The organism is Micromonospora sp. DT53, from assembly GCF_049841535.1.
In the GTDB taxonomy this organism is placed as follows: domain Bacteria; phylum Actinomycetota; class Actinomycetes; order Mycobacteriales; family Micromonosporaceae; genus Micromonospora.
The window spans coordinates 387,456-411,969 of sequence record NZ_JBNCKM010000001.1 but is presented as its reverse complement, the minus strand read 5'-3'; the positions used below and the strand labels follow the sequence as shown (position 1 = coordinate 411,969).

Here is a 24,514-nt window from a genome sequence, read left to right as displayed (position 1 = left end):
TACGACACAGGCACCGTCCGGCAGGGTCGGTTCAAGGAGAGCGGGCCGAAGACGGTGTCAGGAGCGGGCGAGCCGCCGCAGCAGAGAGTCCGCGCCCAGCGGGTACGCCCCGTGCCGGCGTACCCCGTCGGCGACCTCGCGGTCCGACGAGACCACCACCACCGGCCGGCCCGCCGGCTCGGCGCGGACCAGCCGCCGGATCAGCTCGTCGGCGGTTTCACCCTTGCGGGAGAAGAGCACCCGTACGCCGCGCGGCGCGGGCGGCAGCCCGTGCATCCGCTCGGCGCCGTCGAAGACGACTGTGACCTCGTCGCCGGTCTGCGCGGCGATCCCGCCCAGCCCGCTGATGAGGCGTTTGCGCTGCTGCTCCAGGGACATCTCACCGAAGCCGCGCTTGGTGACGTTGTAGCCGTCCACCACGAGGTGCGCCCGGGGCAGGGCGAGCAGTTGGTCGAGCCGGGCCGGGTCGTCGGTGTCGCGGGCGCGGGCGGCGGGGCCGGCCGGGGCGGTGCCCGGCTGCTCGGCGAACGCGTCGGCGACGAAGTCGGCGGGGAGTTTGTCCACCGGGTCGAGCGCCAGCTCGCGGCGCAACCCGACGGCGGCCTGACCGATGGTCTCCAGGAGCAGCCAGAGCCGGGCGTCGTCGACCGAGCGCGCCTCCTTGGCGCTGGCCCGGGCCACCCCGGCTGCGGCCTCGGCCTCGGCCAGCCGGGCCCGGGCACGGCGCAACTCGGCGTCCACGTCGGCGCTGGCGCGTGCCGCCCGGCCGCGCTCGGTGGCCAGCAGCTCGGTGGCCTTCCGTTCGCGGGCCTGGGTCTCCCGCAGGGTGCGGGCCATCTGCCGGGACTCCTCGCGCAGCTGGCCCAACTCCTCGCGGACGCGGGCCAGCTCGTCGCGGAGCTTCTCTGCCTCGACCCGGGCCACCGCGCGGTCGTGCTCGGCCCGGGTGGCCCGCTGCTCGGCCTCGCGGACCAGCTCGGCGACGACGGCGCTGTCCGCCTCGGCGCGCACGGCGGCGCCGCTGGCGTCGATCAGCTCCCGCCAGCCACGGGGCCGGGCCAGGTAGGCCAGCGCGGCCACCTCGACCGGGTCGGCGGCGGCCGGCGCGGTGCCCTCGACCACGGCCGCGCCGAGGTCACCGGCGTCGGTCAGGACCCGCGCGGTGACCCGCTGCCGGAACAGCGGGTCGGCGGTGAGCTGGGCGGCGATGACCGGCGCGCCGAGCCGGGCACGCCGATTGGGGGCGAACTTGGCCACCCGGCGCAACGGCACCGGGACCTCGTCGGGGGGCAGGGTGGGCAGCACCGCCGCGGTCAGCGTCACGATCCGCTGCCGGACCGGCTCGGGCAGGGTCGGCTCCGGCTCGGTGCCGGGACCATCGCCCGCCGTCGGGTCCGATGCGCCCGATGTGACCCTGACTACGTTGTCGTCCGGGTTGCCCACAGCACCGTCGAGCGCGACCGGATCCTCCTGCGGGAGGTGGTCGTCGTACGGCTCGGTGAGGGGCATGTGGCAAGTCTCCCACCGCGACCGGGCCCACCGCCCGGTGAGTGAGCCGATCTCTCATCCTAGCCCCATGGTGACGGATGGGACGGCTGCGACGGGAGTGTCGGACCGTGGCGCTAGCGTGCCGCCGATGGCACAGGCGGAGTACGTCCAGGAGTCACTGGCCGGTCTCGACCCGGCGGTGGGCGGGGTGGACCCGGCGCTGCCGCTCTACGCGACGACCTTCGTGGTGGTCGACCTGGAGACCACCGGCGGCGCGCCGGACGGCGGCGGCATCACCGAGATCGGCGCGGTCAAGGTGCGTGGTGGCGAGCAGTTGGGGGTGCTGGCGACCCTGGTCAACCCGGGGCAGCCGATTCCGCCCTTCATCACGGTGCTGACCGGCATCACCCAGGCCATGCTGGTGCCGGCGCCGCCGATCGAGCAGGTGCTGCCGAGCTTCCTCGAGTTCATCGACGACGCGGTGCTGGTGGCCCACAACGCCCCCTACGACGTGGGCTTCCTCAAGGCCGCCTGCGCGAAGCACGGCTACCGCTGGCCCAACCCCCGGGTACTGGACACGGCGGCGCTCGCCCGCCGGGTGCTGACCCGCGACGAGGTGCCCAACCGCAAGCTCGGCACCCTGGCCGCCTACTTCCGCACCGCCACCCAGCCCACGCACCGGGCACTGGACGACGCGAAGGCCACCGTCGACGTGTTGCACGGGCTGATCGGTCGGCTCGGCGGGCACCGGGTGGACACTGTCGGCGACGCCATCGAGTTCGCCCGCGCGGTGACCCCGACCCAGCGCCGCAAGCGGCACCTGGCCGAGGGGCTGCCCCGGGTCCCCGGGGTCTACATCTTCCGGGCCGCCGACGACCGGCCGCTCTACGTGGGCACCTCCGTCGACATCGCCACCCGGGTGCGCAGCTACTTCACCGCCGGTGAGAAGCGCGCCCGGATCTCCGAGATGCTGGGCGCGGCCGAGCGGGTCGAGGCGGTGGAGTGCGCCCACTCGTTGGAGGCGGAGGTCCGTGAGCTGCGGTTGATCGCCGCGCACGCCCCGCCGTACAACCGCAGGTCCAAATACCCGGAACGGATGGTCTGGCTGAAGCTGACCGACGGTCCGTACCCTCGGCTGTCGATCGTCCGCGACCTCTCCCCCACCGACACCGCGTACCTCGGGCCGTTCACCTCCCGGCGGGCCGCCGAGCTGGCCGCCGCCGGTTTCCACGACGCGGTGCCGCTGCGCCAGTGCACGCACCGGCTCTCGCTGCGCACCATCACGCCGGCCTGCGCGCTGGCCGAGCTGGGTCGCTGCCCGGCGCCCTGCGAACACAAGATCACCCCCGAGGAGTACGACGACAGCGCCGCCGCGCCCTTCCGCACGGCGACGACAAGCGACCCCCAGCCGGTGGTGGACGCGCTGCTCGCGCGGATCGACGTGCTCTCCGGCGACCAGCGCTACGAGGAGGCCGCCGTGGTGCGGTCCCGGCTGGCCGCCGTGCTGCGGGCCACCGTGCGGATGCAGCGGCTGGCCGCGCTGACCGGGATCGTCGAGCTGGCCGCGGCCCGGCCGGCCGCCCGGGGCGGCTGGGAGTTGGCGCTGGTCCGGCACGGCCGGCTGGCCGGCGCGGGGGTGTCCCCGCCGGGCGTGCACCCGCGGCCCACGTTGACCGCGATCCGGGCCACCGCGGAGACGGTGACGGGCGGGCACGGTCCGGTGCCGTCCGCCACCGCCGAGGAGTCCGAGCGGATCCTGTCCTGGTTGGAGCGGCCGGAGACCCGTCTCGTCGAGATGTCCTCCGGTTGGTCCTCGCCGGCGAGTGGTGCGGGCCGGTTCCGTGACCTGCTGGCGAAGGCCGAGACCGGCGCGTCCCACCAACTCTCGACCGAACGCTCATGACCAACTGACCGATCGGACTACGTCGACTCGCTTAGGCTGTTAGAGAAGTGCAGTCCTGCCCGATTCGTGGGCCTGCTCCCGCCGCCGGGGTTCCGGCGACGCGGAGCCGGGGTGAGGAGGTGTCCCTCGTGGACGTCGACGCCGGACACGGCGCCGCCCTGGGGGGCGCCCTGCCGACACAGCCGGGTGAGCTGCCGCTCGCACGCCGGCTACGGTCGCTGCTGAGTTGGCCGACCACCGACTCCGACCCGGTCACCCAGCTGGTCCGCACCCACCGCGGCATCCACGCCGGCACCGACCCCGCGGTGCTGCGCCGTGCCTACACGATCGCGGAGAACATGCACCGCGGGCAGTTCCGCAAGAGCGGGGAACCGTACATCACCCACCCCCTCGCGGTGGCGCAGATCTGCGCCGAGCTGGGGATGGACGCCACCACCCTGGTCGCGGCACTGCTGCACGACACCGTGGAGGACACCCGCTACACCCTCCAGGCGCTCTCCGAGGATTTCGGCGGCGAGGTGGCCCACCTGGTCGACGGGGTGACCAAGTTCGACAAGGCGTTCTACGGCAAGGCCGCCGAGGCGGAGACGATCCGCAAGATGATCGTCGCGGCCGCCAAGGACGTCCGGGTGCTGATCATCAAGCTCGCCGACCGGCTGCACAACATGCGCACGCTCGGGGTTCGCTCCGCGTCGTCGCGGGAACGGATCGCCCGCAAGACCCAGGAGGTGCTGGTCCCGCTCTGTGACCGGCTGGGCATCCAGACCCTCAAGCGCGAGCTGGACGACGTGGTGCTGCTGCACCTTGAGCCCGACGAGCACGCCCGGCTGGCCCGACACGTGCACGACCGGCCGGGCTGGGATTCGTACCTCGACTCGGTGGTCACCCGGGCCCGGGTGGCGCTGCGCCGCAGCCGGGTCGACGCCGAGGTGAGCCCCCGTCCCCGGCACCTCTACTCGATCTGGAAGGACACCATCGCCGGCGGCCACACGGCCCCGTACGACCTGCCCCGCATCGTGGTGGTGGTCGACGGCCCGGCCACCGACTGTTACGCCGCGCTCGGCGCGATCCACGGCACCTGGCGACCGGTGCCCGGCCGTTTCAAGGACTTCATCGCGTCACCGAAGAACAACCTCTACCGCTCGCTGCACACAAGCGTCTGCGGCCCGCAGGACCGCACGGTGGAGGTGCTGATCCGCACCCAGGAGATGCACCGCTCGGCCGAGTACGGCATCGCCGCCGACTTCCGTTTCCCCCGCTCGGGCAGCAGCAGCGCCGCGGCCCGCGCCGAGCAGTTGGACTGGTTGCGCCGGGTGCTCGACTGGGAGCCGGACGCCGCCGACCCGGCACAGTTCCTCGAGTCGCTGCGCTGCGACCTCGCCGAGGGGCAGATCCAGGTCTTCTCCGACGGCCGGCAGGTCGTGCTGCCCGCCGGCGCCACACCTGTCGACCTCGCCTACGAGCTGGGCAACGACCGCGGCGACCACTGCCTCGCCGCACGCATCAACGGTCGGCTGGCCCCGCTCAGTTCCGAGCTGGACGAGGGCGACGTGGTGGAGATCTTCACCGAGAACGACGGCGACAACGGCTTCGAGGCCGGTGTGGCGCCGCGGGGTCCCCGCCGGGAGTGGCTGAGCTTCGTCAAGTCGCCGCACGCGCAGATGCAGATCAACAGGTGGTTCGCCGAGCACACCGAGCCGGGCATCACGATCAGCGACAAGGTGCGCCTCGGTCGGGCCACCATCGGGCTCGCCCTGCGCCAGCACAACCGGGGCCTCGCCAGTGATCTGCCACTGCTGCGCCTCTCCGAGGAGTTGGGCTACCCCGACCTGGAGACCCTGCTGGTCGCGGTCTTCGACCGGGTGATCGAACCGGACACCGTGGTCCGCCAGCTCATCGACCTGGTCGACCATCGACAGTGATCCGGCGGGCCCCAGCGCGTCCGAAGGACATTCGTGACCACTAGCCTGGAGCCATGATCCCCCGCTCCCGCGCCACCGGTCGGGCCCTCTTCTACCAGGCCTTCTACCGGCTGCCGCTGCCGGTGCGTCGGCGCCTGGTCAAGCTGGCCGTGCCCAAGTACATCGTCGGCGCGGTCACCCTGGTCCGCGATTCCGAGGCGCCGGGCGCGGGTCGGTTGCTCATGCTGCGCCAACCGCCCGGTAAGGGCTGGTCCCTGCCCGCAGGTCTCCTGGACCGGGGCGAGCCCCCGGTGGTGGGTGCGGCCCGCGAGCTGTTCGAGGAATCCGGCGTCCGACTCCCCCCGTCCCGGTTACGCCCGGCGGTGCCGAACGCGATCGTGCACGCCAAGGGCTGGGTCGACATGGTCTTCGAGACGGACGTGCCCGCGTCCGACACCAAACTGACGGTCGACGGCGCGGAGGTCTTCGAGGCCGCCTGGCACCCCCTCGACGACCTGCCCAAGCTGACCTGGCCGACCGCCCGGCTGCTCGCCTACTACGACATCGGGCCACTGGCCGGGCAGTTCCCGCCCCCGATCCCCGACGACATGCCATGACCGGCGGGGCTCCCGCCCAGGCGGAATTGTGCGCGGTGGTGCTGGCCGCCGGCGAGGGCACCCGGTTGCGCCCGCTCACCGAACGGGTGCCCAAGGCGCTCTGCCCGGTGGGCAACGTGCCCCTGTTGGAGCGGGCGTTGGCGCGGCTGACCGGCCTGGGGCTGGCCGGTCCCAACCGGGTCGCGGTGAACGCCTGCTACCTCGGTGACCAGGTGGTGGCGCACGTCGGCGACCGCGCACACCTGTCGGTGGAGCCGGGCGACCCGCTGGGCACCGCGGGCGGGGTGGCCAACCTGCGGGACTGGATCGACGGACGGCCGGTGCTGGTCGGCAACGCCGACGCGTACCTCGCCGACCCGGCCGCTCCCCCAGGCCCGGACGTGGCCGCCCTGCTCGACGGCTGGGACGGGCACACCGTACGCCTGCTCGGCCAGCCCGCCGCGGACCCGGCGGCGCCGGGCACCTTCGCCGGGCACGTCTTCACCGGCTTCTCGCTGTTGCCCTGGCGGCTGGTCCGGGACCTGCCGGTCGTCTTCTCGGACCTGGTCCGCGCCGTGTGGCGTCCGGCCGAGGCCGCGGGCGCCCTGACGGTGGTGCCCTATCCGGGCACCTTCATCGACACCGGCACCCCGGCCGACTACCTGGCCGCCAACCTGCACGCCGCGGCCGGCGGCTCTCTCGTCGAGGAGTCCGCGACGGTGACCGGTCGCTGTGTGGAGTCGGTCGTCGGCGCGGGGGCGCGGGTGGACGGCGACGTGTCCCGCACGGTGGTGTGGCCGGGCGCGACCGTTCGCGCCGGCGAGCGGTTGCGGAACGTGATCCGGGCCGGGAGCGACCTGACCGTGCCCTGCCCCGCCCAGGGTTGAGCCCCGACGGCTCCCGCCTCCGGTCTCGGGCCGGAACATCTAGCATGGGCGACGACGCCGACGAACGGAGAAATGCCCCGTGATCACCGCGATCGTGCTGATCGACTGCGCCACCGATGCGATCCCCGAGGTGGCGGAGAACCTGGCCAACCTTCCCGGTGTCAGCGAGGTCTACTCGGTGGCCGGGCACGTCGACCTCATCGCCATCGTCCGGGTCCGCGAGTTCGACCAGATCGCCCAGGTCATCGCGGGCAGCATCTCCAAGGTCCCGGGGGTGCTCAACACCGAGTCGCACATCGCCTTCCGGGCGTACTCCCAGCACGACCTGGAGGAGGCGTTCGCGATCGGCCTGGCCAGCGCCGACTGACCGCCCGGCGTTTCGGGTCGTTACCGGCCCCACGGCGGCGCGTGACGCGCACAGGGCGGCCGGTCCACCACGTGGGTGGACCGGCCGTCTGCGGTGGCTACGTCAGCTCTCGCTGGGAGCCGGCACCTCTGTGGTGCCGCCGCCCGGAGCCGGGGACTCGGTGGTGCCACCCGGAGCCGGCGACTCGGTGCCGGTGCCACCCGGAGCCGGCGACTCAGTGCCGGTGCCGCCCGGGCTGGGCGTACCGCTGGCGCTGGTCTGCGGAACCGGGATGCCCAGCTTGTTGGCGAGCGCCACCAACTCGTCGTAGTGCGTCTGCAGCGTCGGAAGCGCCGTCTGCGCCAACTGGACCACCGACTGCTCGGAGCCCTGCGAGATCTCCGTCTGGGTGGCCTGGATGGCCTGGACGTGACCGGCCAGCTCACTGGTCACCCAGAGCCTGTCGAACTCCGCACCGCTTGCGTTGTTCAGCTTGTCGATGACCGCCTGCTGATCGGCGCTGGGCTCGTTCGGCAGCTCCACCCCGACCTGCGAAGCCGTCTGCTGCACCGTCTGGTCCAGCTGGGTGTGGTCGGTCTTCAGCATCGCGCCCAGGTCCTTGACCCCCTGGTCCTGACCCTTCTGCTGGGCCAGGTCACCAGCGGTGATCTCGAACAGGTTGACCTGGTGTACCGCCTGCAGGTACTGGGTGTCCTGCGTCGACGGCTGTGCCGCGGCCTGCGCGGCCGCAGCCGGCGCGACACCGACAAGTACCAGCGCGGCCAACAGGCCGAGGCGTTTGATACCCAACATGCTTCCCCCCCTTGAGACGTTGGACCGCACGGATACCCGGCTCACCGGGGTTATTCCTGCGATCGCCTGTCGCGCGGGGTCGACCGGTCCCGCCGTGGCCGTCCGACTCCTGGTCGGATGGGCCGGGGGTGTGGAAACGACGTGGCGCCCGCCGGAATCCGGCGGGCGCCACGTAACGGTACGACTGGGCGGTCAGCGGCGGCTCTCGCCGCTGCCGATCTCCTCGCGCTCGGGTCGGGCCTCGACCGGCGGGTGCCCCGGCGAGACCGGCGCCTCGACCGGCTTCTCGATCGGGTAGAAGAAGCCCCGGATGGCCGGGCCGAGGGCCCCCAGCCGGTTCATCTTCTTCGGCACGACCCAGCCGACGTAGTCCAGTTGGCCGTGACCGTCCGCGTGCCCGTTGGACGCGCTGAGCGGCTGGTGCACCTCGACGAACCGGCCGTCCGGCAGGCGCCGGATGATGCCGGTCTCCACACCGTGCGCGAGCACCTCCCGGTCGTGCTGCTGCAGACCCAGGCAGAGCCGGTAGGTGACGTAGTACGCCAGCGGCGGGACCACCAGCAGGCCGATCCGGCCCGCCCAGGTCATCGCGTTCAGGCTGATCTGGAACTTGTCCGCGATCACGTCGTTGGCGCCGGAGAGCGTCAGCACGATGTAGAACGCGACGGCCATGGCGCCGACGGCGGTCCGGGCCGGGGCATCACGCGGACGCTCGAGCAGGTTGTGGCTCTTGCGGTCCTTGAGGTGCCGGGCTTCCAGGAACGGGTACATCGTCGACAGGCCCACCAGGATGCCGGGCAGCACGACCGTCGGCCAGAACAGCGGCGGGATGACGTACCCGTCGCCGATCGGGATGGGGATCTCCCAGGCCGGCATGAGTCGGGTCGACCCGTCGAGGAACATGACGTACCAGTCGGGCTGGCTGGCGGCCGAGACCACCCATGCCTCGTACGGGCCGAACAGCCAGATCGGGTTGATCTGGAACAGACCGCCCATCAGCGCGATGACGCCGAAGACGACCATGAAGAAGCCGCCCTGCTTCAGCGCGTACCGGGGGAACATCCGCTCGCCGACCACGTTGTTGTTGGTCCGGCCGGGGCCGGGCCACTGGGTGTGCTTCTGCTTGAAGACCAGGCCCAGGTGGACGCTGATCAGCGCGAGCAGCAGACCAGGGATGAGCAGCACGTGGGCGATGAAGAACCGGCTGATGATGATCGTGCCCGGGAACTCCCCGCCGAAGACCGACGAGGTGACCCAGGAGCCGATCACCGGGATGGACAGCATGATCGCCGAGGCGATCCGCAGGCCGGTGCCGGACAGGCCGTCGTCCGGCAGCGAGTAGCCGGTGAAGCCGGCCAGGAAGCCGACCCAGAACAGCAGCGAACCGATGATCCAGTTGGTCTCACGCGGCTTGCGGAAGGCGCCGGTGAAGAAGACCCGGAGCATGTGCACGACGATCGCGGCCATGAACAGCAGCGCCGCCCAGTGGTGCATCTGCCGCATCACCAGACCGCCACGGACGTCGAACGAGATGTCCAGGCTGGAGGCGTACGCGGCGGACATCGGCGTGCCCTGCAACGGCGCATAGCTGCCGTCGTAGACCACCTCGGTCATCGCCGGCTCGAAGAAGAAGGTGAGGAACACACCGGTCAGCAGCAGCACGATGAACGAGAACAGCGCGATCTCGCCCAGCAGGAAGGACCAGTGGTCCGGGAAGACCTTGTTCAGTAGCTTGCGCAGCGGGGTGGCCACCGCGAAGCGGTCGTCCACTCCCACCGCGGCCTTGCCCGGCGTCGCCGCAAGGTCAAACTTTCGACGCTTCATGGCCGCTCCCAGAAATCAGGCCCGACGGTCTCGGTGAAGTCGGACTTCGCCACGAAGAAGCCCTCGGAGTCCACCTCGATCGGCAGCTGCGGCAGCCGCCGGCTGGCGGGGCCGAAGATGGGCCGGGCGTTGTCGGTGATCAGGAACTGGGACTGGTGGCACGGGCAGAGCAGCCGGTTGGTCTGCTGCTCGTACAGGCTGGCCGGGCATCCCGCGTGCGTGCAGATCTTGGAGAACGCCGCGTAGTTGCCCCACATGTAGTCACCGTGGCCGACCCGCTCGTTGGCCCGGCGCGACTCCTGCGCGTCGGAGTCGCGGAGGTGGATCAGCAGCGTCGGCGAGTCGGCGTGCTTGTTGCTCACGCCGTGGTCGATGCCGGGGAAGACGGTGATCTGCCCACCGGTGCTGATGTCCGCCGGGCGGATCGGCCGGCCGTCCTCGCGGACCAGGCGGATCCGCTGGCCGCCCTCGGGCATGGCGTACCCCGTGGTGAACATCTGGTTGTTCTTGTGCGGCTGCGAGATCAGCCCGCCGACCAGCGGCGCGGCGGCGACCGCGGCGACCGGCGCGAGACCGGCCAGCAGCGAGATGCCGAGCAGCGGGCGACGCTTCACACCCAGCTCGTCCGCCATGTAGAGCATGGTCTGGCCGGTGATCGTGCGGCCTTCGGAGTCCACCTGACCCTCGTGCCGGTCCTGGATCGAGACCTCCTTGGGCAGCAACTTCTTGCCCCAGGTCAGGATGCCGAAGCCGACGGCGAGCAGCGCCACGCCGAGGGTGAAGCCGAGCAACGGGGTGTAGAACTTGTCGCCGCCCCGGCCCGCCTCGTACTGCCACGGCCACCAGATGTAGATGGCCAGGAAGGCGGTCGCGGCCAGGCCGGTGATCAGGAAGAAGCCGGCGACCACCCGGGTCAGCCGACGCTCCGCCTTGGTGCCCGGCAGCACCTGCGGCTCGTAGTGGACGATCTCGATGTCGTCCCGGCGCGCGCCCTCACGAACGATGTCGAACCGGGTCAGCTTGGGGTCGTTCACGTCGAGCGGCTCCTGGCCCTGCGGGGCCGGGTGCTCGGTGTGGGTGCTCATGCCGTCACCTCGCTACGGGTGGCGCCGAGCGGCACCACGGCACTGAATCGGATGGCCTGCTCGATCACGACTTACCCGCAATCCACAGGCTTGCGAAGACGAGCGCCACGATGCCAACCAGGAAGATCGCCAGGCCCTCGGTGGACGGGCCGTACCGCCCGAGGTTGAACCCACCCGGGTCTTGGTCGTGCTTCAGCGTCTCCTGGATGTAGGCGATGATGTCGGCCTTCTGCTCCGGCCGGAGCTGGTTGTCGCCGAACACCGGCATGTTCTGCGGGCCGCTCAACATCGCCGCGTAGATCTGGCGGTCGGTCGCGGGGTGCAGGCTCGGGGCGAACTTGCCCGAGGAGAGCGCACCGCCGCCGCCACCGAACGCGTGGCACTGCGAGCAGTTGATCCGGAACAGCTCGCCGCCGGCCGCGACGTTGCCGTCCTCACGGAGGTCGTCGCCCTGGGGCACGACCGGGCCGCCGCCAAGCTCCTGGATGTACTGGGCCAGTTGGCGGGTCTGCTCGTCGGTGAAGACCGGGGGCTTGCGGTGCGCCTGGGCCTCCTGGCGGGCCAGCGGCATCCGCCCGGAGCTGACCTGGAACTCGACAGATGCCGCGCCGACGCCGATCAGGCTCGGCCCGCGGCCCTCGACACCCTGGGCGTTACGGCCGTGGCAGGTCACACAGCTCACGTCGAACAGCGCCTTGCCCTCTGCGGCGGCGCCGGTCAGCTGCGGGTTGTCCTGCGCCTGGGCGCCCGGGGCGAAGACGGTGTATGCGCCGCCGGCGAGCATCAGCGCGGCGATCAGCCGGACCGCGGCGCCCAGCCGGCGGCGGCCCCTGCTGCGCGCGGCGGGCCGCTCACGCAACCGCGCGAGCAGACCGCGTCGGCGGTCGTTGTCAGAAGTCATGAGCGGTGTCCTTAACCGGTTGGACCTGTCTCAGGGGACGGAGCAGCAGCGCGGAATGTGACGCGCAAGATCACTGGAGCCAGTAGATCATGGCGTACAGCCCGATCCACACGACGTCGACGAAGTGCCAGTAGTACGACACGACGATCGCCGACGTCGCCTGCGCCGGAGTGAACCGGCCCATGGTCGTACGGACCATGAAGATGATGAAGGCGATCAGACCGCCGGTCACGTGCAGGCCGTGGAAGCCGGTGGTCAGGTAGAACACCGACCCGTACCCGTCTCCGTTGATCTTGATGCCGTCCTCGACCAGGTGGCGGTACTCGTTCAGCTGGCCGAGGACGAAGATCAGGCCCATCACGAAGGTGACGGTGAACCAGCGCCGCAGCGCGTGCACGTCACCCTTCTCCGCCGCGAAGACGCCGAGCTGGCACGTCACCGAGGACAGCACCAGGATCACCGTGAAGGTGGTCGCGTACGGGATGTTGAGCGCCTCGGTGTGCTTCTCCCACTGCTCCGGCGCAGCCGCGCGGATGGAGAAGTACATCGCGAACAGCGCCGCGAAGAACATGAGTTCGCTGGAGAGCCACACGATCGTCCCGACGCTGACCATGTTCGGTCGGGTCAGAGAGTGGATCCGGCTCTTGTCAATGGCTGGGGCCGCAGTCACGCCGTCATTATTGCCCCTGACCGGGGCCGGCGATCAGCGGGGTCGCAAACCTGCGCCTTCCGTGGCCCCGCCGCCAGGGTCCGGTTCGCCTGGCCTAGCCTGAAAAGCGTGCTCCACGTCGATCCGATCTTCGCCGCCACCTCGGCCCCGCCGCCGTTCACCGTCGGCGCGGTGCTGACCGAGACCCGGCTGGACAGCTGGCTGGCCCTCGGCCTGGTGCTCGCCGCCGGCCTGTACCTCTACGGGGTGTACCGGCTGCGCCTGCGCGGCGACCGCTGGCCGGTCGCCCGTACCGTGTTCTTCCTCGGCCCCGGGCTGGGCGGCATCGCGCTGGTCACGGTCAGCGGGCTGCACGCCTACGACACCGCGCTGCTGTCCGTGCACATGATCCAGCACATGGTGCTGTCCATGGTGGCGCCGATCTTCCTGGCGCTCGGCGCGCCGATGACCCTGGCCCTGCGGACCCTGCCGGTCCGGCCGCGCAAGCGCCTGCTCGCGATCGTGCACAGCCGCGTCGCCCGGGTCTACAGCTTCCCGCTTGTGGCGTTCGCCATCTTCGTGGTCAACCCGTTCGTGCTCTATTTCAGTGACCTGTACCGCTACACCCTCGAACACGCCTGGGCGCACGAGCTGGTGCACGCGCACTTCATCATGACCGGCTGCGTGTTCTTCTGGCCGCTACTCGGCCTCGACCCGCTGCCCGGTCGCTGGCCGTACCCGGCGCGCGCCCTCCTGATGCTGCTCTCCGTGCCGTTCCACACCGTGCTCGGTCTCACCATCATGCAGAGCAGCACGCTCTTCGGCGGTGACTGGTACCCGTCGCTCAACCTCGGCTGGGTCGACCCCTGGCAGGACCAGGTGGTCGCCGGTGGCATCCTCTGGGCCGGCGGCGAGTTCGTCAGTGTGACGATGCTCGCGGTGCTTGTGGTGCAGTGGGTCAAGCAGTCCGAGCGGGAGGCCCGCCGGGTGGACCGCGAGCTGGACCGCCAGGAGGCCCGCGACCGCGCCGCCGACGCCGCGCCGGCCTGAGCTGCCCGGACGGTACGCCCCGACAGGTGACGCCGGGCGGGATGTCGGCTACGTCACGCCGACCGGTACGATCTGCGAGCAGCTACGAGGTGGAAGCGGAGTGCCGGCATGAGCGATCGTCTTTGCACCGTTTTGCTCTACAGCGACGACCCGCAGGTCCGTGATCGGATGCGGATGGCCGTCGGCACCCGGCCCGCGCCCGGTCTGCAGATCGAGTTCGTCGACGCGTCGACCTACGCGGAGACCATCCGGCTGGTCGACGACTACGAGATCGACCTGCTGGTGCTCGACGGTGAGGCGAGCCCGGGCGGCGGCATCGGCATCGCCCGGCAGGTCAAGGACGACCGGGACGACGCCCCCCCGACCTGCCTGGTGATCGCCCGCGCCGCCGACCGATGGCTCGCCGCGTACGCCGAGGTCGACGCGACGCTGGTGCACCCGCTCGACCCGGTGACCACCGGCGGCACGGTGGCCGAGCTGCTGCGGACGCACGCACCCGCCTGACGTCCCCCGCTCCTCCGGCACCCCACGGCGCCGGATCTCCTCGGCGCCCGTTCCAGCCCACCCGCACTTCGCATGCTCGGGAGGCCCGCCATGGGCGATCGGACCTGGCCGCACCTGCTCAACGCGCTGCTGCGCGGTGACGAACTCTCCACCGCCGACACCGCCTGGGCGATGGACGAGATCATGACCGGCTCGGCGAGCGCGGCGCAGATCGCCGCCTTCGCCGTGGCGCTGCGGGCCAAGGGGGAGACCCCCGCGGAGCTGGCCGGCCTGGTGGAGGCGATGCTGGGTCGCGCGGTCCCGGTGGCGCTCCCCGAGGAACTGCGCCGCACTGCGCTCGACGTGGTCGGCACCGGCGGTGACCTCGCCCACACGGTCAACATCTCCACGATGACGGCGCTTGTGGTCGCCGGCACGGGCGTCCGGGTCGTGAAGCACGGCAACCGGGCCGCCTCCTCCCTGTGCGGCACCGCCGACCTGCTGGAGTTCCTCGGCATCCCCCTGGATCTCGGCCCGGAGCAGGTCGCCCGCTGTGTCGAGGAGGCCGGCATCGGGTTCTGCTTCGCGGCCCGGTTCCACCCTGGGATGCGGCACGCGGGCCCGGTCCGCCGCGAGGTGGGTGTGCCCACTTTCTTCAACTTCCTCGGCCCGCTGACCAACCCGGCCCGCCCCCGGGCCGGCGCGGTCGGCTGCTTCGACCTCCGGATGGCCCCGGTGATGGCCAGCGTGTTCGCGGCCCGTGGCGACTCGGCGATCGTGATGCGCGGCGAGGACGGGCTGGACGAGTTCACCACCGCCGCGCCGACCCGGGTCTGGGCGGCCCAGGGCGGCACCGTACGCGAGGCTGTGCTAGACGCGACGGACCTGGGGGTACCCCGGTCCACCATCGCGGATCTGCGCGGCGGTGACGCCGCGTACAACGCGGGCGTGGCCCGTCGCCTGCTGGCCGGCGAGACGGGTCCGGTCCGGGACGCGGTGCTGGTCAACGCGGCGGCGGCGCTTGCCACCCAGGGCCCGCTGGACGGCGACCTGACCGAGGCGCTGCGTGCCGGCCTGGCCCGCGCGGCCGAATCGATCGACTCCGGCTCGGCCGCCTCGACCCTGGACCGCTGGATCGAGACCGCCAACTCCTGACGCCGCCACCGCCGGAACCCGTCGGCGCCGGCTACGGGCGGCGTCAGGGGCATGATCGACTCAGGTTCCGTGAACCCGCGGCGGCTCGGACGCCCCGCCTTCACTGACGTCGAGTGGATCACGCGCGGATGCCGACGAGCGGGCGACGGTGCGCGGAGATTTGTCGGACCCGTCTGGGAAACTACAGCTGAGTAGTTCTCTGCTGCCGTCGGTGCGTCGTTGTCGCATCCGGGGGCAGTCCGCCTGGTATCGAGAGGAGACGCCCGTGTCGCACCGCGAGCTCTACTGCGACGTCTGCGAGGGCGTGGCGCTGTTCGAGGCGCCGCCCTGCGTCGACGGCCACGGCACCGACTGTCCAGAGCTGATCTGCACCGACTGCGGTGCCGCCGTGGTGGTCGGCGTGATCGCCCTCCCGGTCACCCGGCTGGCCGACCGCCGCCGCCAGCCCGCCCGCCGCGCGGCCTGACGCCGACGCCACCCGGGCCGCAGCTCCGCCGCCCCGGCCCGCACCATGACCGAAGGCCCGCTCCCCCACTCGGGGAACGGGCCTTCGTCGTGCGGGGTCGGCCGCGACGGCGACCGGGTTACTCAGTGCTCGGCGGTACGCCGGGTGCCGCTGTAGTACTCGAACAGGAGCCCACAGGCGGCGAAGACAACGGCCACCAGGCCGAGGCCGATCAGCCAGAACTGCCAGAACACCATGCCGAGCGCGGCGATCGCGGCGGCCAGCGCCAGACCGAACGGCCAGTAGCTGCCCGGGCTGAAGAAGCCGACCTCACCAGCGCCGTCGGCGATCTCGGCGTCCGGGCGGTCCTCCGGACGCAGGTCGATGCGGCGGGAGACGAACCAGAAGAAGCCACCGCACATCGAGCAGAGCAGGAACGACAGCAGCAGGGCGACAGTGCCGACCCACTCGACGCCGCCCGACTCCCCGTGCGTCCAGGCACCGTAGAGGATGGTGGCACCGAAGAGGAACCCGGCGATGATCAGGAAGATACGCCACTCGGTCTTCATGCCGCTGCCTCAGCTTCCGGTGCGGGCCGGAACTTTGTCCGGGTTGAAGTTGTCCTGCGTCCGCCGCGTGTCGAACGGCTGCGTCTTACTCGCGTACGGCTTCTCACCGATCGCGGACAGCGCGTCCTGGGTCGACTTGCCGCTCTGCTTGGCCGCGAGGAACTGGTCGTACTTCTCCGGCGAGACCACCCGCAGCTCGAAGTTCATGAACGCGTGGTAGCTGCCGCACAGTTCGGCGCAGCGCCCGACGTAGGCACCCTCGGCGTCCAGGCTGGAGACCTCGAACACGTTACGGATCTTGCCCGGCATGACGTCCCGCTTGAAGAGCAGCTCCGGCACCCAGAACGAGTGGATGACGTCGCGGCTGGTCTCCTCGAACCGGATGGATCGGTTGGTCGGCAGCACCAGCACCGGGATGACCTCGCTGGTGCCGAGCGTCGACGCGGTGGTGCGGGCCTCCGTGCCCTGACCGTCGCGGTAGTTGAACTGCCAGTTCCACTTGAACGCGACGACCTCGACCGTGACGTCCGGGTTCTTCGACAACTTGTCGACGTCGGTCTGCACGATCGCCGTGTAGTAGAAGAGCACGGAGACGATCAGGATCGGCGCGATGGTGTAGAGGAACTCCATCGGCATGTTGTAGCGGGTCTGCACCGGCAGCGCGTTGCCACGCTTGCGGTAGCGCACGACACACCAGAAGATCAGGCCCCACACGAAGACGCCGACCGCGAGCGCGGCGATGCAGGAGGCGATCCACAGGTCGTACATCCGCTTGGACTCCGGCGAGATGCCGCCCTGCGGCCAGCCGAAGCCGTCAAAGGTCTGACCCACGTCACAGCCCGTGAGCAGAACCAGCAACGCCACGCCCCCGAGACCGAGCCCGGCCAAGCGACCAGCACCACGCCCCCGGCGTCCACCAACTCCTGGGGAAGCGCTGTGCCGTACGGCCGACGGCCGTACCTCCGAACTCCTTGCGACCACCTGGTCCTGCCTCCCTAGCGCGCCGCGGTGCGTCTTTCCTCAGCACCGGCGGCAAAGGCGTCACCGACGGTCGCAGATTACTCGACCATGACGGACTCGACCGTGGTGGGGTCACTGTCCGCCCCCCATTGGGGGGATCCTAGGGATACCGCCGCGATACCGTCTTGATCTGTGAGTGCATCCCCGGTCTACCTGGACGCGGCGACCGCCGCGCCGATGCATCCGGTCGCGCGGCAGGCGCTGCTGGCCGCGCTCGACGACGGCTGGGCCGACCCGGGCAAGCTGTACACGCAGGCCCGCCGGGCCCGGCAACTGCTCGACGCCGCCCGCGAGGCCACCGCGCTGACGCTCGGCGTCCGCGCCGACGAGGTGTCCTTCACCCCCAGCGGTACGACCGCAGCCCACGGCGCGGTGCTCGGGGGCCTGGCGGGGCGGCGCCGGGTCGGGTCGACGTTTGTGCACTCGGCGATCGAGCACTCGGCGGTGCTGCACGCGGCGGAACGGCACGTCGGCGCGGGCGGGACCGCCACAGTGGTGCCGGTCGACCGGTTGGGCCGGTTGGACCTGACCGCGTGGTCGACAGCCGTTCGGGCCCCGGGGGTCGCGCTGGCCGCGTTGATTACCGCCAGTCACGAGGTGGGGACGGTGCAGCCGGTCGCCGAGGCGGCGGCGGCGTGCGCCGACGTGGGGGTGCCGCTGTACGTGGACGCGGCTCAGTCGGTGGGCCGGGTGCCCCTGCCTGCTGGTTGGTCGGTGCTCACGGCGAGCGCCCACAAGTGGGGCGGGCCACCCGGGGTGGGGGTGCTGGCGGTCCGCAAGGGCACTCGCTGGGAGTCACCCTGGCCGGCCGACGAGCGGGAGAGCGGACGTACCCCGGGGGTGGTGAACCTGCCGGCGGTCGTGGCGGCGGCGGCGAGCCTGCGGGCGGCGGCGGCCGACGCGGCCGCCGAGGCGACCCGGCTGGACCCGCTGGTGGACCGGATCCGGACGCGGGTCGCGGCCGAGGTGCCCGACGTGGAGGTGGTCGGCGACCCGGTGCTCCGGCTCCCCCACCTGGTCACGTTCTCCTGCCTGTACGTCGACGGGGAGGCGCTGCTGCACGCCCTGGACCGGCGGGGCTTCGCCGTGTCGTCCGGCTCGTCCTGCACCTCGTCCACGTTGCGGCCGTCGCACGTGCTGGAGGCGATGGGGGTGCTCTCGCACGGCAACGTACGGGTCAGCCTGCACCGGCAGACGACCGAGGCGGACGTGGAGCGGTTCCTGACCGAGTTGCCGGGGATCGTCGCCGGGCTGCGCGCCGAGGCCGGGGTGGTGGGGCTGTGACGATGCCGGACGAGGTGATCGACTGCCGGGGGCAACGCTGCCCGCTGCCCGTGATCGCGGCGGCGCGACGGATGCCCGAGGTGCCGGTCGGCACGGTGGTCCGGGTGCTGGCCGACGACCCGGCGGCGGCCGTCGACATTCCCGCCTGGTGCCGGATGCGCGGCCAGGAGTACCTAGGCTCGGTAGTTGGCCCGGACGGCCCCGCCTACGACGTCCGCCGCACCCACTAACCCCACCCCCACCCACCCCCGCGCCCCAACCCCACCCAGGCGCGTCGATCATGGAGTTGTGGTGGGGGACAGAAGCCGCACAAGGCGACTATTTGGCCACCACAACTCCATGATCGACGAGGCAGGAGTGGGTTACGCCGGGAGGAGGTGGGGGCGGACTTCCTCGGCTGCGGTGTCGCCGTAGGACTCGGCCAGGCGCTTGACGAACAGGTCGCGGCGGACGTCGTACTCCTGGGTGCCGACGGTCTCCAGGACCAGGGTCGCCAGCAGCGAGCCGACCTGGGCGGCGCGTTCCAGGCCGAGGCCCCAGGAGAGCGCGGTGAAGAAGCCGGCCCGGAAGCCGTCGCCGACGCCGGTCGGGTCGACCGCCCGGATCTCCCGCGCGATCGGTACGTGGATCGGGTCGATGCCACGCCCGGCGATCTCCACACCGTGCTTGCCCAGCGTGGTGACCCGCACCTTGACGAGGTCCAACAGTTGGTCGTCGCTGAGCTGCGCCTTGCTCTGCAGCAGCGACTTCTCGTAGTCGTTGGTCATCAGGTACTCGGCGCCCTCGATCAGCGCCACCACGTCCTCGCCGGGCATCCGGGCGAGCTGCTGGGACGGGTCGGCGGCGAAGGCGTAACCGCGGGTGCGGCACTCGGCCGAGTGCCGCAGCATCGCCTCGGGGTCGTTGGCGCCGACCAGCACCAGGTCCAGACCGCCGAGCCGGTCGGCGACCGGGGCCAGCTCGATGTTGCGGGCCTCACTCATCGCACCGGCGTAGAACGACGCGATCTGGCACATGTCGGTGTCGGTGGTGCAGACGAAACGGGCGGTGTGCGCCACCTCGCTGATGTGCACCGAGTCGCAGTCCACGCCGTGGCGCTCCAGCCAGGAGCGGTAGTCGGCGAAGTCGGCACCGACCGCGCCGAGCAGCACCGGGCGCAGCCCCAGCTGACCCATCCCGAAGGAGATGTTCGCCGCCACGCCGCCGCGGCGGAGCACCAGGTCGTCCACCAGGAAGGAGAGGGACACCTTGTGCAGCTGATCGGCAATGAGCTGGTCGGCGAAGCGACCGGGAAAGCTCATCAGGTGATCGGTGGCGATCGAGCCGGTGACGGCGATCTTCATGTCAACCCTCGGGGTCGGGAGCAGGGCGCGGTCAGCCTACCGGCACGGCAACCCGATGGTCACCGCTCGGTCGGACAACGGCAACCAGCTCGCCACGGCCCCTTCGGGACCGGTCTTGGGCCGGGTGCGAACGCCGACCGGTACGACGATGGGGCCGTCCCGGAGAACGGCCCCATCGTCGCTGGTGCGTGGTGTGACTCAGTTGAACGAGTCACCGCAGGCGCAGGAGCTGCCCGCGTTGGGGTTGTCGATGGTGAAGCCCTGGGCGTCGATCCGGTCGGCGAAGTCGATCGTCGCGCCGGACAGGTACGGGGCGCTCATCCGGTCGACGACGACCTCGACACCACCGAAGTCGGTCACGACGTCACCGTCGAGCGAACGCTCGTCGAAGAAGAGCTGGTACCGCAGGCCGGAGCAGCCGCCCGGCTGCACGGCGACGCGGAGCCGCAGGTCGTCGCGGCCCTCCTGCTCGATCAGGGCCTTGACCTTCTGCGCCGCGACGTCGGTGAGGACGACGGAAGTAGGGGCCTGGGCCTCGGTCGACTCGGTCTGCGCTGGCGTGGTCACGTGGAAGTCTCCCTGCGCGGTTTGGGTCCGGACGCACTGGCCAACGTCGCGCGTCGTCCAGTGATTCCCGGTTGTGGTCCTCAGCCGATCGTACGCCGCCTTGGCCGGGCTCACCCGCGTGGCGTGACGCCCGCCCCAGGTCGGCCCGGTCCTGCCGGTGTCGGGCGGGCGGTCGTCATGCTCAGCGGCTCCACTGCCGGGCCAGCCGGGCGCCCAGTTCGCGCAGCCCTTCGGCGGGCCGGCCCAGCGCGGCGTCCAGCCCACCGCGCTCCTCCCCGCCGAAGTGCTCCACCAGGCTGTACGCGTCGGTCACCCCGGCCGAGGCGGCCTCCCGCCGGCCGGTGCTGACCTGCCCGGCCACCACCACGCAGGGGACTCCCCGGTCGCGGGCGGCGCCGGCCACCCCGGCGACGACCTTTCCGCGCAGCGACTGGTGGTCGAACGACCCCTCACCGGTGATCACCAGGTCGGCGGTGTCCAGTGCGTCGTCGAGGCGGGTGGCCCGGGTGACCAGGCCGATCCCCGACTCGCAGTCGCCGCCCAGCGCGAGCAGCGCAGCCCCGATGCCGCCGGCAGCCCCGCCTCCGGGCAGCGCCCCGAGCCCGGCCGGGCAACCGGCCAGGTCCCGTTCCAGCACCGCCGCGAAACGCTCCAGGGCCGCGTCGAGCAGCAGCACGTCAGCGCGGTCGGCGCCCTTCTGCGGGCCGAACACGTTGCTCGCGCCGTGCAGGCCGAGCAGGGGGTTGTCCACGTCGGTGGCCGCGACCAGCCGAACGCCACGCAGCCGGGGCGCGCCGTCCAGCGCGTCGACCGCGGCGAGCGCCGCCCCGCCGTACGGCAACGCGGCGCCGCCCTGGTCGAGGGCTGTCACGCCCAGCGCGGCGAGCATTCCGGCGCCTGCGTCGTTGGTGCCGGAGCCGCCCAGCCCGATCACCACCGTGCGCGCACCGCTCTCCACCGCGGCGGCCACCAGCAGACCCAACCCGTACGAGGTGGTGGTCTTCGGGTCGCGCTCGGCCGCGGAGAGCAGGTGCAGGCCGCACGCCTGCGCGCTCTCCAGGTAGGCGGTCGCGCCGTCGGCGGTGAGCAGGATCTCACCGGCCGCCGGGCGGCCCAGCGGATCGACAGTCGGCACCGGCACCCGCCGGCCGCCGAGGGCTTCGGCGAGCACTTCCACGAAGCCCGGTCCCCCGTCGGCGAGCGGCCGGATCAGCAGATCGTCTCCGTCAGTGACGGTGCGCCAACCGGCGGCTACCGCGACGGCCACCTCCGGTGCGGACAGGGTGCCGGCGAACTTGTCCGGGCAGAGCAGCACGCGCATGCCGAGCAGTGTGGCAGCCCACACCGAGCGAAGCCGCGTCGCGCTCCTGCTGTGGGACCATGGCTAGGTGACTTCGACCTGGGTGGAACCCTCCAACACGGCGACGGCTCTGCTGCTGCTCGGCCGGGGCAGCGACCCCGACACCGAGCGCGGCGTCGAGTGTCCGGGCGACCTGCCGGCGCCCAGCGATCCGGATCTGGTGGCCCGCGCCACCGCCGCGAAGGCGAAGCTGGGCAGCCGGGTCTTCGTGCTGGGGCACCACTACCAGCGCGACGAGGTGATCCAGTTCGCCGACGTGACCGGCGACTCGTTCAAGCTCGCCCGGGAGGCCGCGGCCCGTCCGGACGCGGAGTACATCGTCTTCTGCGGCGTGCACTTCATGGCCGAGAGCGCCGACATCCTCACCACCGACACCCAGCGGGTGATCCTGCCCGACCTCGCGGCGGGTTGCTCGATGGCGGACATGGCGGTCCTGGGCCAGGTCGAGGCCGCGTGGGACACGCTGACCGAGCTGGGCATCGCCGGCGAGACCGTGCCGGTGACGTACATGAACTCGTCGGCCGACATCAAGGGTTTCGTGGGTCGCAACGGCGGCGTGGTCTGCACCTCGTCCAACGCCAAGCGCGCCCTGGACTGGGCCTTCGAGCAGGGGTCGAAGGTGCTCTTCCTGCCGGATCAGCACCTGGGCCGTAACACGGCGGTGCTGGAGATGGGCCTGTCGCTTGACGACTGCGTGCTCTACGACCCGCACAAGCCCGGCGGCGGGCTCACCCCGGAGCAGCTGCGCGACGCGAAGATGATCCTGTGGCGCGGGCACTGCTCGGTGCACGGCCGGTTCACGCTTGACAGCGTCAACGACGTACGGGAGCGGGTGCCCGGGGTCAACGTCCTGGTCCACCCGGAGTGCCGGCACGAGGTGGTGACGGCCTCCGACTACGTCGGCTCCACCGAATACATCATCAAGACGATCGAGGCTGCTCCGGCCGGCTCGGCGTGGGCGCTCGGCACCGAGCTGAACCTGGTCCGCCGGCTCGCGCTGGCGCACCCGGACAAGCAGATCATGTTCCTGGACAAGGCCGTCTGCTACTGCTCGACGATGAACCGGATCGATCTGCCGCACCTCGTCTGGGCCCTGGAGGAGCTGGTCGCGGGCCGGGTCGCCAACCAGATCACGGTGGACGCGGACACCGCGCACCACGCCCGGGTCGCGCTGGATCAGATGCTCGCCCTGCCCGGCGCGGACACTCCGCCGCCGGCGGTGTCCTGATCACGATCCGTAGCGCTCTTGGTACGCAAAAGTGCCGGATCACCGATTAATGCCACACACGCCGATGTGACCGAGTCCTTTTTCGTCACCGAGGGCTATGCTGCCCAAGCGACGACACACGCGGGCCGTTTCGACATGGCCGCATCCGGGGTAGCGACGACGTTCAGGCGCCCCACCATCAACACGGCAGCACCGACGCGCTGGAGGTTGCGTTGACCGACGACGTCCTGGTTGTGCACGGAGGCACTCCGCTCGAAGGGCGGATCCGCGTGCGCGGCGCGAAGAACCTGGTATCGAAGGCGATGGTCGCCGCACTGCTCGGCGACAGCCCGAGCCGACTGTTCGACGTGCCCAAGATCCGCGATGTCGAGGTGGTGCGGGGTCTGCTCGGCCTGCACGGCGTCAAGGTCACCGACGGCACCGAGGACGGCGAGCTCGTCTTCGACCCGGCGAACGTGGAGAGCGCCAGCACCGACCAGATCAACGTGCACGCCGGTTCCAGCCGGATCCCGATCCTGTTCTGCGGCCCGCTGCTGCACCGCCTCGGGCACGCGTTCATCCCGGATCTGGGCGGTTGCCACATCGGCCCGCGCCCGATCGACTTCCACCTCCAGGCGCTCCGGGAGTTCGGCGCCACGGTCGAGAAGCGGCCGGAGGGTTTGCACCTGTCCGCGCCGAACGGGCTGCACGGCACCAAGTTCGCCCTGCCGTACCCGAGCGTCGGCGCCACCGAGCAGGTGCTGCTGACCGCCGTGATGGCCGAGGGCGTCACCGAGCTGCGCAACGCCGCGGTGGAGCCGGAGATCATCGACCTGATCTGCATCCTGCAGAAGATGGGCGCGATCATCAAGGTCCACACCGACCGGGTGATCGAGATTCAGGGTGTGCCCAAGCTGCACGGCTACACCCACCGGCCGATCCCGGACCGGATCGAGGCGGCGAGCTGGGCGGCCGCCGCCCTGGCGACCCGTGGTCACGTCGAGGTGCTCGGCGCGCAGCAGGCCGACATGATGACCTTCCTGAACATCTTCCGCTCGGTCGGCGGCGAGTACGAGGTCACCGACGCCCGCGCGCCGAAGCTGGGCGACCCCGGCCAGGAGGGCGGCATCCGCTTCTGGCACCCGGGTGGCGAGCTGAACGCGGTGGCGCTGGAGACCGACGTGCACCCCGGCTTCATGACCGACTGGCAGCAGCCGCTGGTCGTGGCGCTGACCCAGGCCCGTGGTCTGTCGATCGTCCACGAGACGGTCTACGAGCAGCGGCTGGGCTACACCGAGGCCCTCAACTCGATGGGCGCCAACATCCAGGTCTACCGGGACTGCCTCGGCGGCACCCCGTGCCGCTTCGGTCGGCGCAACTTCAAGCACTCCGCGGTGATCGCCGGGCCGAGCAAGCTGCACGCCGCCGACCTGGTCATCCCGGACCTGCGGGCCGGGTTCAGCCACCTGATCGCGGCGCTCGCGGCCGAGGGCACCTCCCGGGTGTACGGCGTGGACCTGATCAACCGGGGCTACGAGGACTTCGAGGCGAAGCTCGCCGACCTGGGCGCGCACGCCGAGCGTCCGTAACCTCGGTCACCCTTCGTTCGCCACGACGGCTCCAGCTCGCCACCCTGCG

24 protein-coding genes are annotated in these 24,514 nt (G+C 71.4%); 13 read left to right on the top strand and 11 right to left on the bottom strand.

Annotated elements, in window-relative coordinates:
- Positions 1-57: 57 nt before the first annotated feature.
- On the bottom strand, positions 58-1,509 hold the full coding sequence (locus ACLQ3B_RS02060) for an NYN domain-containing protein (protein WP_425776818.1): 1,452 nt from the start codon (positions 1,507-1,509) through the stop codon (positions 58-60).
- Between the two features lie 127 nt (positions 1,510-1,636).
- On the opposite strand from ACLQ3B_RS02060, the gene ACLQ3B_RS02055 reads away from it, so the two are divergent.
- From ACLQ3B_RS02055 to ACLQ3B_RS02035, 5 genes are all read left to right on the top strand, one after another.
- Positions 1,637-3,391 carry a DEDD exonuclease domain-containing protein gene (locus ACLQ3B_RS02055; protein ID WP_425776816.1) on the top strand — a complete coding sequence of 585 codons (1,755 nt, stop codon included), beginning with the start codon at positions 1,637-1,639 and terminating at the stop codon, positions 3,389-3,391.
- Between the two features lie 128 nt (positions 3,392-3,519).
- A complete protein-coding gene (locus ACLQ3B_RS02050) occupies positions 3,520-5,313 on the top strand; it encodes a RelA/SpoT family protein (RefSeq protein ID WP_425778001.1) in 1,794 nt (597 codons plus the stop codon).
- Between the two features lie 53 nt (positions 5,314-5,366).
- Positions 5,367-5,909 carry an NUDIX hydrolase gene (locus ACLQ3B_RS02045; RefSeq protein WP_425776815.1) on the top strand — a complete coding sequence of 181 codons (543 nt, stop codon included), beginning with the start codon at positions 5,367-5,369 and terminating at the stop codon, positions 5,907-5,909.
- Positions 5,906-6,775, top strand: coding sequence for a nucleotidyltransferase family protein (locus ACLQ3B_RS02040; RefSeq protein WP_425776813.1), 870 nt, complete (start codon positions 5,906-5,908; stop codon positions 6,773-6,775). Before ACLQ3B_RS02045 ends, ACLQ3B_RS02040 begins: the two co-directional genes overlap by 4 nt.
- Before the next feature lie 79 nt (positions 6,776-6,854).
- On the top strand, positions 6,855-7,142 hold the full coding sequence (locus tag ACLQ3B_RS02035; RefSeq protein ID WP_074313163.1) for an Lrp/AsnC family transcriptional regulator: 288 nt from the start codon (positions 6,855-6,857) through the stop codon (positions 7,140-7,142).
- Positions 7,143-7,244: 102 nt separating this feature from the next.
- Here the strand turns inward: ACLQ3B_RS02035 and ACLQ3B_RS02030 are convergent, their stop codons facing one another.
- The 5 genes from ACLQ3B_RS02030 to ACLQ3B_RS02010 all read right to left on the bottom strand — a co-directional run bounded on the left by ACLQ3B_RS02030 (position 7,245) and on the right by ACLQ3B_RS02010 (position 12,414).
- Positions 7,245-7,934: a DUF4142 domain-containing protein gene (locus tag ACLQ3B_RS02030; RefSeq protein ID WP_425776811.1), complete on the bottom strand. Its 690-nt coding sequence runs from the start codon at positions 7,932-7,934 to the stop codon at positions 7,245-7,247.
- 192 nt (positions 7,935-8,126) lie between these two features.
- Positions 8,127-9,758 (bottom strand): cytochrome b N-terminal domain-containing protein, encoded by a 1,632-nt coding sequence (locus ACLQ3B_RS02025; protein WP_425776809.1) that lies wholly within the window; start codon positions 9,756-9,758, stop codon positions 8,127-8,129.
- Complete coding sequence (locus ACLQ3B_RS02020) at positions 9,755-10,843, bottom strand: ubiquinol-cytochrome c reductase iron-sulfur subunit (protein WP_425776807.1); 1,089 nt, start codon at positions 10,841-10,843, stop codon at positions 9,755-9,757. The genes ACLQ3B_RS02025 and ACLQ3B_RS02020 overlap by 4 nt, the downstream gene beginning before the upstream one ends.
- A gap of 64 nt (positions 10,844-10,907) precedes the next feature.
- Complete coding sequence (locus ACLQ3B_RS02015) at positions 10,908-11,744, bottom strand: cytochrome c (protein WP_425776806.1); 837 nt, start codon at positions 11,742-11,744, stop codon at positions 10,908-10,910.
- 70 nt (positions 11,745-11,814) lie between these two features.
- Positions 11,815-12,414 (bottom strand): aa3-type cytochrome oxidase subunit III, encoded by a 600-nt coding sequence (locus ACLQ3B_RS02010; RefSeq protein WP_124820713.1) that lies wholly within the window; start codon positions 12,412-12,414, stop codon positions 11,815-11,817.
- Between the two features lie 108 nt (positions 12,415-12,522).
- On the opposite strand from ACLQ3B_RS02010, the gene ACLQ3B_RS02005 reads away from it, so the two are divergent.
- The 4 genes from ACLQ3B_RS02005 (at position 12,523) to ACLQ3B_RS01990 (ending at position 15,547) form a co-directional block, all read left to right on the top strand.
- Positions 12,523-13,443 (top strand): cytochrome c oxidase assembly protein, encoded by a 921-nt coding sequence (locus tag ACLQ3B_RS02005; protein WP_425776804.1) that lies wholly within the window; start codon positions 12,523-12,525, stop codon positions 13,441-13,443.
- A gap of 108 nt (positions 13,444-13,551) precedes the next feature.
- Positions 13,552-13,947, top strand: coding sequence for a hypothetical protein (locus tag ACLQ3B_RS02000; RefSeq protein WP_425776802.1), 396 nt, complete (start codon positions 13,552-13,554; stop codon positions 13,945-13,947).
- Between the two features lie 90 nt (positions 13,948-14,037).
- Positions 14,038-15,081 carry an anthranilate phosphoribosyltransferase gene (gene trpD, locus ACLQ3B_RS01995; RefSeq protein ID WP_425776800.1) on the top strand — a complete coding sequence of 348 codons (1,044 nt, stop codon included), beginning with the start codon at positions 14,038-14,040 and terminating at the stop codon, positions 15,079-15,081.
- Between the two features lie 265 nt (positions 15,082-15,346).
- Complete coding sequence (locus ACLQ3B_RS01990; RefSeq protein ID WP_425776798.1) at positions 15,347-15,547, top strand: hypothetical protein; 201 nt, start codon at positions 15,347-15,349, stop codon at positions 15,545-15,547.
- A gap of 122 nt (positions 15,548-15,669) precedes the next feature.
- Here the strand turns inward: ACLQ3B_RS01990 and ACLQ3B_RS01985 are convergent, their stop codons facing one another.
- Together ACLQ3B_RS01985 and coxB are read right to left on the bottom strand one after the other, a co-directional pair.
- Positions 15,670-16,095, bottom strand: coding sequence for a cytochrome c oxidase subunit 4 (locus ACLQ3B_RS01985; RefSeq protein WP_425776796.1), 426 nt, complete (start codon positions 16,093-16,095; stop codon positions 15,670-15,672).
- Between the two features lie 9 nt (positions 16,096-16,104).
- Complete coding sequence (gene coxB, locus ACLQ3B_RS01980) at positions 16,105-17,076, bottom strand: cytochrome c oxidase subunit II (protein WP_425776794.1); 972 nt, start codon at positions 17,074-17,076, stop codon at positions 16,105-16,107.
- 171 nt (positions 17,077-17,247) lie between these two features.
- Between coxB and ACLQ3B_RS01975 the strand changes: the two genes are divergently transcribed.
- Positions 17,248-18,399 carry a cysteine desulfurase family protein gene (locus tag ACLQ3B_RS01975; RefSeq protein ID WP_425776792.1) on the top strand — a complete coding sequence of 384 codons (1,152 nt, stop codon included), beginning with the start codon at positions 17,248-17,250 and terminating at the stop codon, positions 18,397-18,399.
- Positions 18,396-18,629, top strand: a complete 234-nt coding sequence (locus ACLQ3B_RS01970) for a sulfurtransferase TusA family protein (protein WP_425776790.1) — start codon at positions 18,396-18,398, stop codon at positions 18,627-18,629. Before ACLQ3B_RS01975 ends, ACLQ3B_RS01970 begins: the two co-directional genes overlap by 4 nt.
- Before the next feature lie 132 nt (positions 18,630-18,761).
- On the opposite strand, the gene ACLQ3B_RS01965 is transcribed toward ACLQ3B_RS01970, so the two are convergent.
- The 3 genes from ACLQ3B_RS01965 to ACLQ3B_RS01955 all read right to left on the bottom strand — a co-directional run bounded on the left by ACLQ3B_RS01965 (position 18,762) and on the right by ACLQ3B_RS01955 (position 21,630).
- Positions 18,762-19,742, bottom strand: coding sequence for a carbohydrate kinase family protein (locus tag ACLQ3B_RS01965; protein ID WP_124820724.1), 981 nt, complete (start codon positions 19,740-19,742; stop codon positions 18,762-18,764).
- A gap of 198 nt (positions 19,743-19,940) precedes the next feature.
- Positions 19,941-20,309 (bottom strand): iron-sulfur cluster insertion protein ErpA, encoded by a 369-nt coding sequence (erpA, locus tag ACLQ3B_RS01960; RefSeq protein ID WP_030337969.1) that lies wholly within the window; start codon positions 20,307-20,309, stop codon positions 19,941-19,943.
- Positions 20,310-20,490: 181 nt separating this feature from the next.
- Entirely contained in the window at positions 20,491-21,630 is a 1,140-nt protein-coding gene (locus ACLQ3B_RS01955; RefSeq protein ID WP_425776788.1) for a glycerate kinase, read from the bottom strand.
- A 67-nt stretch (positions 21,631-21,697) separates the two neighbouring features.
- Between ACLQ3B_RS01955 and nadA the strand changes: the two genes are divergently transcribed.
- Positions 21,698-22,897 (top strand): quinolinate synthase NadA, encoded by a 1,200-nt coding sequence (gene nadA / locus ACLQ3B_RS01950; RefSeq protein ID WP_425776786.1) that lies wholly within the window; start codon positions 21,698-21,700, stop codon positions 22,895-22,897.
- Between the two features lie 200 nt (positions 22,898-23,097).
- Positions 23,098-24,465 carry a UDP-N-acetylglucosamine 1-carboxyvinyltransferase gene (gene murA, locus ACLQ3B_RS01945; RefSeq protein WP_247669761.1) on the top strand — a complete coding sequence of 456 codons (1,368 nt, stop codon included), beginning with the start codon at positions 23,098-23,100 and terminating at the stop codon, positions 24,463-24,465.
- The last annotated feature ends 49 nt before the right edge of the window (positions 24,466-24,514 follow it).